Here is a 15,057-nt window from a genome sequence, read left to right as displayed (position 1 = left end):
CGAGAGGGTAAACGCCAAAAAAAGACAAAACCTCCCGCAGGACCGGAAGAGGACCCAAAGGGAAGGGGGGGGGGGGGGGGGGGGGCGGGGGGGGGGGGGGGGCCCCCCCCCCCCCCCCCTTCCCGATTTCGTGCTTCTTCTCACTCCGCCGGCCCCGCCGCAGCGGCCGGCGGCGGGCGGCAGGCCGGTCAGCGGGTGAAGAGCGCCTCCCCCGGCGGGGCCGGGGCCGTCTCGGGGAGCAGCGCCAGGTCCAGCCCGTGCACCAGGCGGGCCCGCAGGGTCTCGTCGGCGGCGAGCGCCTCGGCGATCCGGCGGGCCGCGGGCCCGGCCTCGGGGCCGGCGGCCAGGACGACCGCGAGGATCCCGTCGGCGTCCGCACCGGCCGGGACCAGGTGGGCGCGGAGCACGGCGGGCTCCGCCGCCACGGCGGCCCGTACGGCGTCCCGCACCGCCGGGTCGGCCAGCGGATCGGCGTCGGTGCGGCCCTCGGCCAGTGCGAGCAGCGCGGAGCCGGTGAGCTGGTAGGTCACGGGGCCGGCCATGTCCAGGAGCAGGGTGTCGGCCTTCTCGTGCGCGACGGCGGCCAGCGCCTGGCGCAGCGGTACGGCCACGGGCCGGGCGCCCGGGTCCCACAGCGCGAGCGAGGCGGTCGAGGTGAACGCGGGCAGCGCGCGCCGGTTGCCCGCCTGCAGGGTGGGGACGGCCATGTCGCTGTTCTTCTCGCGCTTCAGGCCCGTCTCCGGGTCGGTCTCGACGTCGCCGAGGACGGCGACGACCGGGACCAGCAGCCGGGCTTCCCGGAGCGCGGCCAGCAGCTCCGGCTCCTTCGCCCGGTCCTCGGACCAGGCGGCCAGGGCCGCGCTCAGCCGGGGGTCGGCGGAACCGTCGTCGTCGGAAAAACCGGGATTGGGGATGGTTTTGTTCGCCACAGTTCCCCGACCCTATCCCGCCCCCGGGCCGGACCCGACGCGCGGTGGGCGGCCGGGGCGGCGGCGGGGCGGCGGGGCGGGTCGGGCCCGGAAGCCGGTCGGGCCCCGGCGCGCGGTCAGTCGTCGGAGGCGTGCCGCGCGGCTCTGGGCCGTCGGGCGAGTACGGCGGCCAGGGCGAGCAGCGCGAGCCCGGTGCCCGCGGCCGCGGGCACGCGGAGGCGTTCCGCCAGGCCGGCGGGGCGGCCCGGCTCGGGGCCCGGGCCGAAGTACCGCTGTCCGGCCGCGACGGGCGCGGGGAGCGCGGGCTCGGGGCGCAGGGCCTCCGCGGCCTGGAGGGCTGCGACGGGGTCCACGAGGCCGTGGCCGCGGGAGTCGTCGCGGCCGCCGGCCGGGGCGTCGGCGGCGGTGTCCTGGAGCAGCTTCTTGATCTGGGCCGGGGACAGGTCCGGGTGGACGGCCTTGAGGAGGGCGACGGTGCCGGAGACGAACGCGGCGGCCGCGCTCGTCCCCCAGCCCTCGTAGTAGGCGCGGTCGGGGTCGGCGATGACGACGTCGACGCCGGGGGCGCTGAGGCTGGCGTACCAGTTGCGGGTGGAGAAGGCGGCCTTGCGGCCGCTGCGGTCCACGGCGGTGACGGCGATGACCCCGGGGTAGGCCGCCGGGTAGGAGGCGTGGTCGCCCTCGCGGCCGCCGTTGCCGGCGGAGGCGACCACGACGACGCCCTTGGCGAGGGCGTACTGGACGGCCTCGTCCTCGGCGGCCTCGTGGTGGGCGGAGTCGCTGTCGTCGCCGAGCGAGAGGTTGATGACGTCCGCGCCGTGGTCGGCGGCCCAGCGGATGCCCTCGGCGAGGGCGCCGCCCTTGTTCTGGCGGGCCTTGGCCCGGTCCGGGTCGCCCTCCTCCAGGATCACCCGGACCGGCAGGACCTTCGCCTGCGGGGCGATGCCGAGGACGCCCTGGCGGCGGTTGCGGCCGTGGCCGTGCCCGGCGATGATCCCGGCCATCGCCGTGCCGTGGCGGGCCCAGGGGCGGTCGCCGGGGGCGGCGCCCGTGCCGACGAGGTCGGCGCCGTCGAGGACCTGTCCGGCGAGGTCGGGGTGGGTGGAGTCGACGCCGGTGTCGAGGACGGCGACGGTGACGCCGTCGCCCTGGGTGATGCCCCAGGCCTCCTCGGCGCGCAGGGCGGTCAGGGCCCACTGCCGGTCGCGTACGGCGTCGGCGGCGGCCGGGGGCGCGGTGGCGACGACGAGGACGGCGCCGAGGGCGAGGGCCGCGGCGGAGCGGGGTCGGCTCATCGGGCGGCCCCCGCGGAACCGGGAGCCGCGGGGGGCGCGGCGGTCGCGGCGGTCGCCGGTGTCGCGGTGGTCGCTGGTGTCGCGGTGGCCGCGGCCGTCGAGCTCTTCGACGCCTTGGCGGCCTTCGGGGAGGCGAGGGAGCGGACGGTGCCCTCCATCCCGTCCGCGACGGCCTTGGCCTCGTGGCCGAGGCCGGCCTGGGCGACGGCGCCGGTGGCGTTCTTCCGCATCGCGTCCTCGGCGGGGACGGGCGCCTCCAGGGTGCGGCCGTCGGCGAACGCGGAGACGGCGTAGACGACGACCGGGGCGTCGGGCAGCACGGACGCCGTCCAGGCGGCGCGGCGGGCGTCCGCGAAGCCGTACGCCGGCGGGGCGGTGAGCCGGCCCCGCAGGCGGTCCATCGCAGTGGCGTCGGCGGGGGTGAACACCATGCCGACGGCGATCAGGGAGCTGTGGGTGGCGTCGGCGTAGGTGGCGCGCAGGACGCGGGTGCAGCCGGTGGGGGCGAGGGCGGCCTGCCAGTCGGGGGTGAGGGCGGGCCCGCAGTCGGAGTCGGGGGCGAGCGCGACCCGCGTCCAGGTGCGGTCGGCGCCGCCGGGGCCCGAGTCGGGGCCGGTCAGGACGGGCGGGAAGAGGGTGTCCGCGGGCGCCGCACGCCAGAGGGAGGCGGCGGTGCGGTAGGCGGCCTCGGGGGTGGGCGGGCGGCCGGCGGCGTGCCGTTCGGCCCAGCCGGTGAGGGCGGCGCCGGCCAGCAGGCCGGAGCCGAGGACGGCGCAGAGGGCGGCGGCCGCGGTACGGGCCGCGCCGCGGGAGGGGCGCGCGTCGGGATCGTGCCCGGGACCGGGCTCGGGATCGGGGTCGGCCAGGGCCGCGGTGTGCGGTGTCGACGTGCTCATCCGGCGGCTCCGCCCCCCGTTTCGTACGGCTGCCTCCGGGGTACTTTACGCGGCTGCTCCGCACGCCCCGGCCCTGCGGCCGCGTGACGACGGCAGGGGGCACGGCCGCCGGGGCGGGTGTGACGCGGGGGTTACCCGAGGGTACGGCGGCGTGGCAAGCTGCGGCCATGACTGCTGCCGCCGGTGGGGACCGGGCCCGGTACGACCGGGCCACCGCGCATCTCGACGCGCCGTTGGCGGTCGTGGACCTCGACGCGTTCGACGCCAATGCCGGCGACCTGGTGCGCCGGGCCGGCGGGAAGCCGGTCCGGGTCGCGAGCAAGTCGGTCCGTTGCCGGGCGTTGCTCGAACGGGTCCTGGCCCGGCCGGGGTTCGCCGGGATCATGTCGTACACCCTCGCGGAGTCGCTCTGGCTGGCCCGCTCGGGGTTCGAGGACGTGCTGCTGGCCTACCCGTCCGCCGACCGCGCCGGCTTCGCCGAGCTCGCCGGCGATCCGAAGCTGGCCGGGGCCGTCACCGTCATGGTCGACGACCCGGCGCAGCTGGAGCTGATCGACCGCTCCCGGGGCGGGGGCACCGAGGAGGTCCGGGTCTGCCTGGAGCTGGACACCGCGCTGCAGTTGCTCGGCGGCCGGGTCCGGATCGGCGCCCGGCGCTCGCCGCTGCGCGAGCCCGCGCAACTGGCGGCGCTCGCCCGTACGGTCGCGGCCCGGCCGGGCTTCCGGGTGGTCGGGCTGATGGGGTACGAGGGCCATGTCGCCGGGGTCGGCGACGCGCTGGCCGGGCGTCCGCTGAGGTCCCGGGCGATCCGGCTGATGCAGGCGGCGGCCCGCCGGGAGCTGGCCGCCCGCCGCGCGGAGGCGGTGCGGGCGGTGCGGGCGGTGGTCCCGGACCTGGAGTTCGTCAACGGCGGCGGCACGGGCAGCGTGCAGCAGACGGCCGCCGAGGACGCGGTCACGGAGGTCGCGGCCGGGTCCGGGCTCTACGTGCCGCGGCTGTTCGACAACTACACCTCCTTCCGCGGCCGTCCGGCGGCGCTGTTCGCCCAGCCGGTGGTCCGGCGGCCGGGCGTGGGCGTGGTGACGGTGCTCGGCGGCGGCTACCCGGCCTCGGGCGCGGCCGGCGCCGACCGGCTGCCCGAGCCGTACCTCCCGCCGGGGCTGCGCTACGACCCGCAGGAGGGCGCCGGAGAGGTGCAGACCCCGCTGCTCGGGGCCGCGGCCGACGACCTGCTGATCGGCGACCGGGTGTGGTTCCGCCACGCGAAGGCGGGCGAGATGTGCGAGCGCTTCGACGTCCTGCACCTCGTCGAGGGCGACCGCGTGACGGCGGTCGCCCCCACCTACCGCGGCGAGGGCCGCACCTTCCTGTAGTGGTGAGCCGGACGAGCGCTCCCCGACATGCGCACGGGCGCGGACGGCTCGTCGAGCACGTCCGGGACAGCGGGCTCGACGTGGTCGCGGTCCCGGGCAACGGGCCCGGTCCCTCGGTGGCGGACGCCTGGCGTGCCGTGGCCGGGTTCGGGGTGGAGCCGTGCGCCTCGTTCCCCCTGGACGCGGACCGGGCGGGGGTCCACGGGGTGTGGCTCGACCACGCCCGCCGGGCCGGGATCGTGGGTGACGACGGGACGTTCCTCCTCACGGCGGTGGTGACCGGTAGCTGGGAGGTCGGCTGGGCCCGGGTGCGACTCACCGGGGCCGCCGACGTCTCCCGGCTCGTCGACGACCAGGGACGGATCGAGTTCGTCGCCCGCTCCGCGTCCGGCGACCACATCTGCGGGATCACCGCGGAGGAGTACGACCACTGGGTCGTCAGCCTCGCCCTCTAGGACGGCGGCTGGTACACCGTGTCGGTCCGGTCCGGGATGACGGTGCCGTCGGGGCGGCGGACCGGGGCGGGGGTGCCGTCGCGTTCGGTGTAGCCGCTCGTGGAGCACGGGTAGGGGGTGGTCCGCTGCGGCTTCGGCTCGATGAACATGGGGTTGACGATCCAGCGGCCGTCGCCGTTGTCGTAGGCCCGGCACATCAGCTCGTTCTTGTTTCGGTTGACCACCAGCCGCAGGGCGGTGGCGTCGCGCAGGAACGAGACGTCGGTGTCGGAGTCGCCGGCGGCGAAGACCTGGCGGCGGGCCGCCGGCTGGACCTTCTGCGCGGCGGCGCCGCGCACGCCGAAGACCTCCTGGTTGATCCAGCAGCGCTTGCCGTCGATGTACGTGATCATGCTGTCGGCCCCGTCGGGGACCGAGCCGCAGCCCTGGAGGCGGGGGGTCAACCGCCCGCCTCGGCCGGTGGTGTTGCGGATGCCGATGACGTGGTCGGCGGCGATGCCCGCGCCCTCGGCCCACGCCTCGACCACGGGCTGCGGGGAGGCGGAGCTGATCCAGACGTCGAAGCCGGCCGTGCGCAGGGCGCCGATGAGCTCCGTCTGCTGGTCGTAGTAGCGGACCCAGGCGGTGGCGGTGCCGCTGCCGACCCGCTGCTTCGCGCCGACGGGCGCGGCCAGGTTCTCGGTGCGGGCCGCGGCGGCGAAGGAGCGGATCTCGCGGGCGGTCCAGCCCTGCTGGAGCTGGGCGAGCCAGGCGTACGAGGGCTCGGTGGTCCGGCGGTCCCAGCCGGCGAAGGCGGGGGCTCCGGCCCGGGTGGCGCCGGTGCCGTAGACGGCGTTGACCTCGTCGGCGCAGGCGGTGCCGGCCGGGGTGCCGGTGGGCAGGGGCGCGCCGGGGTCGGCGAGGCCGTCGCAGGCGGCGGCGAGGGCGGTGGCGGCCGGGTCGGTGAGGAACCGGCTGGTGGTGTGCCAGTCGCCGTCGGCGGGGCGGCGGATCCTGCCGTTGCGCAGCAGCCAGAACAGGGTGGCGTCGCCGACGTCGTTCTTGACGACGGTGTTGTCCCAGTCGAAGACGGCGACGGGCTTGGCGCGGCTCGGCCGGTACGGGTCGCAGCGGCCGTAGCGGTCGAGGAGTTCCTGGAGGCGGGCCCGGTTGTCGCCGTACCAGGCGGCGGTCAGGCGCGGGGTGGTGCAGTGGCCGGGTGCCCGGCCTGCGGCGTGGGCGGCCGGCCCGGCGGCGGTGAGGGCGCCGGCGGCGATCACGGCGGCGGTGCCCGCGGCGAGGAGGCGGCTCCGGGCGGCGGGGCGCCGGGCGGGGCGGGGAGCGGTACGGAGGGCGGGGCGCGGGGCGGTGGTTCGGGGCACGGGCGGGTGCTCCTCTCCGGGCGGAGGTCGTCGGGGCCGGGTGCACGGGACAGCCGGGCGTCGTACGACGCCCGGCTGTCGGGTGGGTGGTCCGGTGCGGACCGCGGTGGTCCGGTGCGGACCGCGGCGGTCCGGTGCGGCTACAGGGGGGTGACGTACGCGCCGGAGATGCCGCCGTCGACGAGGAAGTCGGTGGCGTTGATGAAGGAGGAGTCGTCGCTGGCGAGGAAGGCCACGGCGGCGGCGATCTCGGTGGCCTCGGCGAACCGGCCGACGGGGATGTGCACGAGGCGGCGGGCGGCCCGCTCGGGGTCCTTGGCGAACAGCTCCTGGAGCAGCGGGGTGTTCACCGGCCCCGGGCACAGGGCGTTGACGCGGATGCCCTCGCGGGCGAACTGGACGCCGAGTTCGCGGGACATGGCGAGCACGCCGCCCTTGGAGGCGGTGTAGGAGATCTGGGAGGTGGCTGCGCCCATGATCGCCACGAAGGAGGCGGTGTTGATGATGGAGCCGCGGCCCTGGCGCTGCATGTAGGGCAGGGCGGCCTTGCAGCACAGGTAGACGGAGGTGAGGTTGACGTCCTGGACGCGCTTCCAGGCCTCCAGGCCGGTGGTGAGGATGGAGTCGTCGTCGGGGGGCGAGATGCCGGCGTTGTTGAAGGCGATGTCGACGGAGCCGTAGGTGTCGAAGGCGGTCTTGAAGAGGGCCTCGACGTCCTCCGGGCTGGTGACGTCGACCTTGACGAAGGTGCCGCCGACCTCCTCGGCGGCGGCCTTGCCGGCGGTCTCGTCGATGTCGGCGCAGACGACGTTGGCGCCCTCGGAAGCCAGGCGGCGGGCGGTGGCGAGGCCGATGCCGCTGCCGGCCCCGGTGATGACGGCGGTGCGGCCGACCAGGCGGCGGCAGACGATCTCTTCGGTGGGCTGGGCGGTCATGGTTCAGGCCTCCGTGCTGATGAAGACGTTCTTGGTCTCGGTGAATGCGGTGAGGGCGTCGGGTCCGAGCTCGCGGCCGAGTCCGGACTGCTTGTAGCCGCCGAAGGGCGTCCAGTAGCGGACGCTGCTGTGGGAGTTGACGGACAGGTTGCCGGCGGCGACGGCGCGGGAGACGCGCAGTGCGCGGCCGACGTCGCGGGTCCAGAGGGAGCCGGAGAGGCCGTACTCGGTCGCGTTGGCCAGGCGTACGGCGTCCTCCTCGTCCTCGAAGGGCAGGACGACGGCGACGGGTCCGAAGACCTCCTCGGCGGCCACGGGCGCGGTGGGGGCGACGTCCGTGACGAGGGTCGGGGGGTACCAGAAGCCGGGGCCCTCGGGGGCGGTGCCGCGGACGGCGGTGAGGTCGTCGGTGACGTAGGAGCGGACGCGGTCCAGCTGGGCGCGCGAGATCAGCGGGCCCATCTGGGTCTTCTCGTCGCCCGGGTCGCCGACGACGACCCCCTCGATGCCGGGTGCGACCAGGTCCAGGAAGCGGTCGTACACGGTCCGCTGGACGAGGATGCGGGTCCGGGCGCAGCAGTCCTGGCCGGTGTTGTCGAGGAAGGACATGGGGGCGGAGGCGGCGGCCGCCTCCAGGTCCGCGTCGGCGAAGACGATGTTGGGGCTCTTGCCGCCGAGTTCGAGGGTCACGCGCTTCACCCGGTCGGCGCACTTGGCCATGATCTGCTTGCCGACGCGGGTGGAGCCGGTGAAGACGATCTTCGCGACCCCGGGGTGTTCGACGAGGGCGTCGCCGGCGGTGTCCCCGCGGCCGGGGAGCACCTGGAAGAGGTGCTCGGGGATCCCGGCGTCGAGGGCGAGTTCGGCGAGGCGCAGCGCGGTGAGGGGGGTGGTCTCGGCGGGCTTGAGGATGACGGCGTTGCCCGCGGCGAGCGCCGGGGCCAGGCCCCAGGCGGCGATCGGCATGGGGAAGTTCCAGGGGGCGATGACGCCGATCACGCCGAGGGGTTCGAGGAAGGTGACGTCGATGCCGCCGGGGACGGGGATCTGTCGGCCGGAGAGCCGCTCGACCCCGCCGGCGGCGAAGTCGAGCAGGTCGCGTACGTTGCCCGCCTCCCAGCGGGCGTTGCCGATGGTGTGGCCGGCTTCCTGGACCTCCAGGCGGGCCAGTTCCTCGACGTGCCCGTCGACGACCGCGGCGAAGCGGCGCAGCAGTCGGGCCCGGTCGGCGGGGGCGGCGGCCGCCCAGGCGCGCTGGGCCGCGGCGGCACGGGCGACGGCGGCGTCCACATCGTCCCGTGTGGCGGCCGGGACGATGGCGACGGTTTCCTCGGTGGCCGGATTCAGAACCCTCAGATGGTCGGGGGCCAGCGCGTCGGACACGTGGTGCCTCTCAGACGTTCGGGTCAGGGGTGCGGTGCCGTGCACGGGCCGGGCTACAGGCGTTCGAAGGAGCGGCGCCGCTCCCAGTCGGTGACGGCGGAGTCGTAGGCGTCCAGTTCGACGCGGGCCATGTTGAGGTAGTGGGCGACGACCTCGGGGCCGAAGGCGGCCTTGGCGATCTCGCTGTTCTCCCAGAGCTCCGCGGCCTCGCGCAGGGTGGCGGGGACGTGGGCGTAGTCGCCGGTGTAGGCGTTGCCGGGGCAGGCCTCGGGCAGTTCGAGGCCGTTCTCGATGCCGTACAGGCCGGCCGCGACCAGGCCGGCGACGGCCAGGTAGGGGTTGACGTCGCCCCCGGGGAGGCGGTTCTCGAAGCGCATGGAGCGCCCGTGGCCGACCACCCGGAGGGCGCAGGTCCGGTTGTCCATGCCCCAGGCGACGGCGGTCGGGGCGAAGGATCCCGGCCGGAAACGCTTGTACGAGTTGATGTTCGGGGCGTAGAGAAGGGAGAAGTCGCGCAGCGCGGCGAGCTGGCCGGCCAGGAAGTGCCGCATGACGGGGGACATGCCGTGGTGCGGGCCGTCCCCGTCGCCGGCCATCGCGTTGCGTCCGTCGGCGTCGGTGAGCGAGAGGTGGATGTGACAGGAGTTGCCCTCGCGCTCGTCGAACTTGGCCATGAAGGTGAGCGAGACGCCCTCCTGGGCGGCGATCTCCTTGGCCCCGGTCTTGTAGACGGAGTGCTGGTCGCAGGTGGTCAGGGCCTCGTCGTAGCGGAAGGCGATCTCGTGCTGGCCGAGGTTGCACTCCCCTTTCGCGGACTCCACGACCAGGCCGGCGCCCTGCATCTCGTTGCGGATCCGGCGCAGCAGGGGCTCGATGCGGCCGGTGCCGAGGACGGAGTAGTCGATGTTGTACTGGTTGGCGGGGGTCAGCCCGCGGTAGCCGGAGTCCCAGGCGTGCTCGTAGCTGTCCTTGAAGACCATGAACTCCAGCTCGGTGCCGACCATGGCCGTGTAGCCGTGCTCGGCGAGGCGCTCCAGCTGGCGGCGCAGGATCTGCCGGGGGGCGGCGGTGACGGGCGCGCCGTCGTTCCAGGCGAGGTCCGCGAGGAGCAGGGCGCTGCCGGGGTGCCAGGGGATCCTGCGCAGGGTGGCGAGGTCGGGGTGCATGGCGAAGTCGCCGTAGCCCCGCTCCCAGGAGGACATCTCGTAGCCGTCGACGGTGTTCATGTCGGTGTCGACGGCGAGGAGGTAGTTGCAGCCCTCCGTGCCGTGCTCCATGACCTCGTCGAGGAAGAACTGTGCGGCGAACCGCTTGCCCTGGAGCCGCCCCTGCATGTCGGGGAAGGCCAGGACGACTGTGTCGATCTCGCCGGCGGCTACGAGGGCGCGGAGCTCCTCGGGTGCGAGCGGCGGCATGCGGTCTACCACGGGGATCTCTCCTTCGGTGAGCCGAGGGGGCCTAAGGTATTGAACAGAACCATTGCTTGGGAAGGGGTGGAGCGGAGATGACCGACACGGCGGGCGAGAGCGGCGGGACGGCGCGGCTGAATCCCGTGCTGCGACAGGTGCGGGCGGGCAACGGTTTCGAGGAGGCGCTCGAACAGATCCTCCAGGTGGTCCGGCTGGGCCTGGTGCCGGGTGGGGAACGACTCCCGCCCGAGCGGGAGTTGGCGGAGGCGATGGGCATCAGCCGGGTCACCCTGCGCGAGGTGCTCAAGGTGCTGCAGGAGCAGGGCCTGGTGGAGGCGCGCCGCGGGCGGTACGGCGGGACGTTCGTGCTGCCCCGCCCCGACACCCCGGTCGGCGGCACCGAGGACGAGTTGCGCCGGCGCGTGGCGGGCGTCGACCTGGAGGACGTCCTGCGGTTCCGCGAGGTCCTGGAGGTGGGAGCCGCCGGGCTGTGCGCCTCCCAGGGGCTGCCCGAAGGGGGCTCCGAGCGGCTGCTCGGCGCCCTGGCCGCCACGCACGACGCGCCCCTGGCCGACTACCGCCGCCGGGACACCCTCTTCCACCTCACCCTGTGCGAGCTCGCCGGATCGGCCACGCTCACCGCCCAGTACGCCGCCGTCCGCGCCACCGTCAACGACCTGCTGGACTGCATCCCGCTGCTGGTGCGCAACCTGGAGCACTCGCAGGCGCAGCACACCGCGCTCGTGGACGCGGTGCTGGAGCGCAACGCCGACGCGGCCCGCGAGGTCATGCGCGAGCACTGCTGCGGCACGGCGGCGCTGCTGCGCGGGTTCCTGGCCTGAGCGGGGCGCCCCGGACGCCACTGGCGAGAGCTTTTCGTAACCCTCGTTTTACGCAGGGGTCTTGCGCTCCCCACCCCACTGACGCAAAGGTACGCGGCACAACCATTGTCCCGGGCAGGAGCGACGCACATGGCCGACGACACCGGGGCACGGCTGACTGCCGTGCCCGAAACCACCAGATCCCCCGAGGGCGGCGACGACTACCTCCAGCGGCGCACCCTGCGCCGCGGCAGCGCCGGCTGGCTGCTGCTGACCGGCCTCGGCGTCGCCTACGTCGTCTCCGGCGACTTCTCCGGCTGGAACGTCGGGCTCGCCCAGGGCGGCTTCGGCGGACTCGCCGTGGCCACCGTCCTCATGGGCGCGATGTACGCGTGCCTCGTGTTCTCCCTGGCGGAGCTGTCCGCGATCCTGCCCACGGCGGGCGGCGGCTACGGCTTCGCCCGCCGCGCGCTGGGCCCCTGGGGCGGCTTCCTCACCGGCACCGCGATCCTCATCGAGTACATCCTGGCGCCGGCCGCGATCGTCATCTTCATCGGCGACTACGTCGAGTCCCTGAACCTCTTCGGGCTCACCTCCGGCTGGCCCGTCTACCTCGCCTGCTTCGCGATCTTCATCGGCATCCACCTGTGGGGCGTCGGCGAGGCCCTGCGCTTCTCCCTCGTCGTCACCGCGATCGCCGTCGTCGCCCTGGTCGTCTTCGCGGTCGGCGCGTTCACCGAGTTCGACCCGGGGCGGCTCGACGACATCCCCGTCGACACCGCCGCGCTCGGCGCGAACTCCTGGCTGCCGATGGGCCTGCTGGGCATCTGGGCGGCGTTCCCCTTCGGCATGTGGTTCTTCCTCGGCGTGGAGGGCGTGCCGCTGGCGGCCGAGGAGGCCAAGGACCCGGTGCGTTCGATGCCGCGGGCCCTGTCGACCTCCATGGCCATCCTGGTGCTGCTGGCCCTCGTCACCTTCCTCGCCTCGACCGGGGCGCGCGGCGCCGACGCCATCAAGGACGCCGGCAACCCGCTCGTCGTGGCCCTGGAGGGCAACCCGGACCTGGGCTGGCTGAAGACCTTCGTCAACTACGCGGGCCTCGCCGGGCTCGTGGCCTCGTTCTTCTCCCTGATCTACGCCGGCTCGCGCCAGCTGTTCGCCCTGTCCCGCGCCGGCTACCTGCCGCGCTTCCTGTCCCTGACCTCGCGCCGCAAGGCCCCGTACCTGGGCCTGCTCATCCCCGGCGCGATCGGCTTCGCCCTCGCCGCGGCCACCGGCAACGGCCCGCGCATGCTCAACATCGCGGTGTTCGGCGCGACGATCTCCTACGCCCTGATGGCCCTGTCGCACATCGTGCTGCGGCGCCGCGAACCGGGGCTGGAGCGCCCGTACCGCACGCCCGGCGGCATCGCGACCTCCTCGGCGGCCTTCCTCCTCGCGCTGTCCGCCCTGGTGGCGACCTTCCTGGTGGACAAGGACGCCGCCTTCATCGCCCTGGGTGTGTACGCCGTCGCCCTCGGCTACTTCGCGTTCTACAGTCGGCACCACCTGGTGGCCTCGGCTCCGGAGGAGGAGTTCGCCGCGCTGGCCCGGGCCGAGGCGGAGCTGACCCGGGACTGACCGCCCCCACCGCCGGCCCCGCCCCCGGCACCCCGCCGACCCCGACCCTTCGACCCCCTCCCCCGAACCGCCCCTGGAGGTGGCACTCGTGCCCAGGCCGCTCATCGGCATCACCACCTACGTGGAGGAATCCACCCGCTTCCGGGTGTGGGACGTCCCGACGTCCCTCGTCCCCGCCGGGTACTACGAACTCGTCCAGGCGGCGGGCGGCGCGGCCGTGCTGCTCCCGCCGGACGAACCCGGAACCGCGGCGGAGGTGTTGAGCCGGGTGGACGGCCTGGTCGTCGCCGGCGGCCCCGACCTGGACCCGGTCCGCTACGGGGCCGCGCGCGACCCGCGTACGGGCCCGCCGGCCACACAGCGGGACGAGTGGGAGCTCGCCCTCGTCGGGGCCGCCCTGGCGGCGGGCCGCCCACTGCTCGGCATCTGCCGGGGCATGCAGGCGCTGAACGTGGCCCTGGGCGGCACGCTGGTCCAGCACATCGACGGCCACGTGGAGGCCCCGGGCGTCATGTCCTGGCACCCGGTCCGCCCGGTCGCCGGCACCCGGTACGCCGGGCTCGTCCCCGAGGAGTCGGAGGTGCCGACGTACCACCACCAGGCGGTGGACCGGCTGGGCCACGGCCTGATCGCGTCGGCCCACGCGGTGGACGGCACGGTCGAGGCGATCGAGCTGCCGGACCCCGACCGGTGGGTGGTGGGCGTCCAGTGGCATCCGGAGCGGGACAAGGACACCCGCGTCCTGGCCGCCCTGGTCGCCGCGGCGGCCGCGCGCTGACGGCCTCCCGGCCTCCCAGCCTCCCGGCCCGCCGGACGGCGCCGACGTGCGGGGCGTCCGGCGGGTCGGAAGACTGGAGTCATGACGAACAAGGCAGTCCTGGAGGGCGGACCGGGCGACCTGCCCGAGCGGGTCGTCGAGGCCCCCGCCCCCGGCGACGACGTGAAGATCCGGCACCGCGGAGGGTACGAGCACTTCCGGGCCACGGCGCGGCAGCAGGACAGTCCGCAGGGCCGCCTGCCCGTATTCGAATGGTGGGAACGGACCGAGATCGCCGAATGACGAGGCGCGCCATGACACACACCGCGGAATGGAAGGTCGGTGTCTCGCTGACGGAGGAGGGCGGCACCACCCGCGCCCGGGCCGTCCTGGACACCGGGACCACGCAGCTCGTCGGCCGCGGCTCGGCGCGCTGCAACCCCGAGGACGTGGAGGTGCCGGCCATCGGCGACGAGCTCGCCGCGAGCCGGGCCATGCGGGACCTCGCCGGGCAGCTGATGCGCGCCGCCGACCGCGACCTGACCGCGATGGGCGCCGTCCCCGAACCGCCGCGCACCTCCTACGGCTGGCCCCAGGACGCCGAAGACCCCACCCGCCGCGGCCGCTGACCAGAACCCCGACGAACCCGCACCCGAACCACCACCGGAAGCCACGCAGGGGCGCGAGGAACTGCGCGAACAACCCAACGACCCCACACCCGAGCAACCACCGCAGGCCCCCAGGGGCGCGGGGAACTGCGCGAACAACCCAACGAACCCGCACCCGAACAACCACCGCAGGCCCCCAGGGGCGCGGGGAACTGCGCGCTCCACCCCAGCGGGCCGCACCAAAGGCACCGGCGGCGGCTACGCCCTGACCCGGGTCAGCGACAGCAGGTCCCTGGCCGGGCCGGCCGGCCTGGCCCCCGCCGGCCACACGGCCCGCAGCGCCCGCCCCAACGCCGCCCCGGACACGGGAACCTCCACCAGCCGCCGCGCGGCCAGCTCGTCCCCCACCGCCAGCTCCGACAGCACGCACGGCCCCGCCCCGCTCACCGCGGCCGCCTTCACCGCGGTGGTCGACGCCAGCTCCAGCAGCGGCGCCGCCAGCCCCCCGCATCCGGCGAGGGCCCCGTCCAGCACCTGCCGGGTCCCCGACCCCCGTTCCCGCAGGATCAGCGGGGTCGCGGCCAGCTCGGCCGCGGTCACCGCACCCGCCCGCCGCGCCCACGGGTGCCCGGGTGCCACCGCGACCACCAGCCGGTCCTGCGCGATCACCACCGCGTCCAGCCCGTCGGGCACGGTCAGCCCCTCCACGAAGCCCAGGTCCGCCTCGTGCGCGAGCACCCGCTGCGCGACCACCGCCGAGTTCCCGGCGTGCAGCGACACCGCCGTGCCGGGTCGCTGGCCGCGCAGCGCGACCAGCCAGCCCGGCAGCAGGTACTCGGCGATGGTCATGCTGGCGGCGACCCGCAGCCGGGAGTCCCGCCGCCCGCGCAGCGCCTGCGCGCCCGCGTCGAAGGCCTCGGCGGCCTCGACGACCCGCCGCGCCCAGTCCGTGACGAGCGCCCCCTCCGCGGTGAGCGTGGATCCCCGCGGCGAGCGGTCGACCAGGGCGACGCCGAGCCGGGTCTCCATGGCCCGGATACGGCTGCTGGCCGCGGGCTGGGTGATGCCCATCCGCTTCGCGGCCCCGCTGAGGCTGCCGACCCGGGCGACCTGGAGCAGCAGTTCCAGCGCGCCGAGGTCCGGCACCCGGTGCACCAGCGGAATCCAGTCCTCATTACCCATAAAGTCAGTTTATGGCCTCATAGAAATGCGGCC

At 75.2% G+C, this 15,057-nt stretch carries 15 protein-coding genes; 7 read left to right on the top strand and 8 right to left on the bottom strand.

Annotated features, from left to right (window positions below):
* Positions 1-188: 188 nt before the first annotated feature.
* The 3 genes from ACZ4VL_RS35780 to ACZ4VL_RS35770 all read right to left on the bottom strand — a co-directional run bounded on the left by ACZ4VL_RS35780 (position 189) and on the right by ACZ4VL_RS35770 (position 3,120).
* Positions 189-929 carry an SseB family protein gene (locus ACZ4VL_RS35780; protein WP_468208693.1) on the bottom strand — a complete coding sequence of 247 codons (741 nt, stop codon included), beginning with the start codon at positions 927-929 and terminating at the stop codon, positions 189-191.
* A 116-nt stretch (positions 930-1,045) separates the two neighbouring features.
* Positions 1,046-2,224, bottom strand: a complete 1,179-nt coding sequence (gene mycP / locus ACZ4VL_RS35775) for a type VII secretion-associated serine protease mycosin (RefSeq protein WP_468208691.1) — start codon at positions 2,222-2,224, stop codon at positions 1,046-1,048.
* Positions 2,221-3,120 carry a hypothetical protein gene (locus ACZ4VL_RS35770; protein ID WP_468208689.1) on the bottom strand — a complete coding sequence of 300 codons (900 nt, stop codon included), beginning with the start codon at positions 3,118-3,120 and terminating at the stop codon, positions 2,221-2,223. Before ACZ4VL_RS35770 ends, mycP begins: the two co-directional genes overlap by 4 nt.
* 167 nt (positions 3,121-3,287) lie before the next feature.
* Here ACZ4VL_RS35770 and ACZ4VL_RS35765 point away from each other — a divergent pair, with 167 nt between their 5' ends.
* Both ACZ4VL_RS35765 and ACZ4VL_RS35760 read left to right on the top strand, forming a co-directional pair.
* Positions 3,288-4,493, top strand: a complete 1,206-nt coding sequence (locus tag ACZ4VL_RS35765) for an amino acid deaminase/aldolase (protein WP_468208686.1) — start codon at positions 3,288-3,290, stop codon at positions 4,491-4,493.
* Between the two features lie 2 nt (positions 4,494-4,495).
* Positions 4,496-4,948 carry a hypothetical protein gene (locus tag ACZ4VL_RS35760; protein WP_468208683.1) on the top strand — a complete coding sequence of 151 codons (453 nt, stop codon included), beginning with the start codon at positions 4,496-4,498 and terminating at the stop codon, positions 4,946-4,948.
* Here ACZ4VL_RS35760 and ACZ4VL_RS35755 read toward each other — a convergent pair.
* The 4 genes from ACZ4VL_RS35755 to ACZ4VL_RS35740 all read right to left on the bottom strand — a co-directional run bounded on the left by ACZ4VL_RS35755 (position 4,945) and on the right by ACZ4VL_RS35740 (position 10,054).
* Positions 4,945-6,309, bottom strand: a complete 1,365-nt coding sequence (locus ACZ4VL_RS35755; RefSeq protein ID WP_468208681.1) for a haloacid dehalogenase-like hydrolase — start codon at positions 6,307-6,309, stop codon at positions 4,945-4,947. The two genes, ACZ4VL_RS35760 and ACZ4VL_RS35755, sit on opposite strands and share 4 nt — an antisense overlap.
* 140 nt (positions 6,310-6,449) lie before the next feature.
* Positions 6,450-7,244 (bottom strand): 3-oxoacyl-ACP reductase, encoded by a 795-nt coding sequence (locus ACZ4VL_RS35750; protein ID WP_361096100.1) that lies wholly within the window; start codon positions 7,242-7,244, stop codon positions 6,450-6,452.
* A gap of 3 nt (positions 7,245-7,247) precedes the next feature.
* Positions 7,248-8,627 carry an aldehyde dehydrogenase family protein gene (locus ACZ4VL_RS35745; protein WP_468208677.1) on the bottom strand — a complete coding sequence of 460 codons (1,380 nt, stop codon included), beginning with the start codon at positions 8,625-8,627 and terminating at the stop codon, positions 7,248-7,250.
* A gap of 53 nt (positions 8,628-8,680) precedes the next feature.
* Positions 8,681-10,054 (bottom strand): glutamine synthetase family protein, encoded by a 1,374-nt coding sequence (locus tag ACZ4VL_RS35740; RefSeq protein WP_468208675.1) that lies wholly within the window; start codon positions 10,052-10,054, stop codon positions 8,681-8,683.
* Positions 10,055-10,131: 77 nt separating this feature from the next.
* Here ACZ4VL_RS35740 and ACZ4VL_RS35735 point away from each other — a divergent pair, with 77 nt between their 5' ends.
* The 5 genes from ACZ4VL_RS35735 (at position 10,132) to ACZ4VL_RS35715 (ending at position 13,863) form a co-directional block, all read left to right on the top strand.
* The gene (locus ACZ4VL_RS35735; protein WP_468208673.1) at positions 10,132-10,878 is read left to right on the top strand and encodes a FadR/GntR family transcriptional regulator; all 747 of its coding nucleotides are present in this window, start codon (positions 10,132-10,134) and stop codon (positions 10,876-10,878) included.
* Between the two features lie 129 nt (positions 10,879-11,007).
* Positions 11,008-12,477: an ethanolamine permease gene (eat, locus tag ACZ4VL_RS35730; RefSeq protein WP_468208670.1), complete on the top strand. Its 1,470-nt coding sequence runs from the start codon at positions 11,008-11,010 to the stop codon at positions 12,475-12,477.
* Between the two features lie 88 nt (positions 12,478-12,565).
* Positions 12,566-13,255, top strand: coding sequence for a gamma-glutamyl-gamma-aminobutyrate hydrolase family protein (locus ACZ4VL_RS35725; RefSeq protein ID WP_468208667.1), 690 nt, complete (start codon positions 12,566-12,568; stop codon positions 13,253-13,255).
* 81 nt (positions 13,256-13,336) lie between these two features.
* A complete protein-coding gene (locus tag ACZ4VL_RS35720; protein ID WP_361096083.1) occupies positions 13,337-13,537 on the top strand; it encodes a DUF5988 family protein in 201 nt (66 codons plus the stop codon).
* 11 nt (positions 13,538-13,548) lie between these two features.
* Entirely contained in the window at positions 13,549-13,863 is a 315-nt protein-coding gene (locus ACZ4VL_RS35715; RefSeq protein WP_468208665.1) for a DUF1876 domain-containing protein, read from the top strand.
* Positions 13,864-14,100: 237 nt separating this feature from the next.
* On the opposite strand, the gene ACZ4VL_RS35710 is transcribed toward ACZ4VL_RS35715, so the two are convergent.
* Entirely contained in the window at positions 14,101-15,024 is a 924-nt protein-coding gene (locus ACZ4VL_RS35710; RefSeq protein WP_468208663.1) for a LysR family transcriptional regulator, read from the bottom strand.
* Positions 15,025-15,057: the final 33 nt, after the last annotated feature.

The sequence above is a fragment of the Streptomyces sp. NPDC029014 genome (assembly GCF_055564695.1).
The sequence above is the reverse complement of the archived record's forward strand: the minus strand, read 5'-3'. Positions and strand labels throughout refer to the sequence as shown.

Excerpts from the sequence above, each read along its gene's own strand:
- ACZ4VL_RS35735 (WP_468208673.1), top strand. The coding sequence starts at position 10,132 with ATGACCGACACGGCGGGCGAGAGCGGCGGGACGGCGCGGCTGAATCCC.
- ACZ4VL_RS35750 (WP_361096100.1), bottom strand. The coding sequence starts at position 7,244 with ATGACCGCCCAGCCCACCGAAGAGATCGTCTGCCGCCGCCTGGTCGGC.
- ACZ4VL_RS35765 (WP_468208686.1), top strand. The coding sequence starts at position 3,288 with ATGACTGCTGCCGCCGGTGGGGACCGGGCCCGGTACGACCGGGCCACC.
- ACZ4VL_RS35770 (WP_468208689.1), bottom strand. The coding sequence starts at position 3,120 with ATGAGCACGTCGACACCGCACACCGCGGCCCTGGCCGACCCCGATCCC.
- ACZ4VL_RS35715 (WP_468208665.1), top strand. The coding sequence starts at position 13,549 with ATGACACACACCGCGGAATGGAAGGTCGGTGTCTCGCTGACGGAGGAG.
- ACZ4VL_RS35710 (WP_468208663.1), bottom strand. The coding sequence starts at position 15,024 with ATGGGTAATGAGGACTGGATTCCGCTGGTGCACCGGGTGCCGGACCTC.
- mycP (WP_468208691.1), bottom strand. The coding sequence starts at position 2,224 with ATGAGCCGACCCCGCTCCGCCGCGGCCCTCGCCCTCGGCGCCGTCCTC.
- ACZ4VL_RS35720 (WP_361096083.1), top strand. The coding sequence starts at position 13,337 with ATGACGAACAAGGCAGTCCTGGAGGGCGGACCGGGCGACCTGCCCGAG.
- eat (WP_468208670.1), top strand. The coding sequence starts at position 11,008 with ATGGCCGACGACACCGGGGCACGGCTGACTGCCGTGCCCGAAACCACC.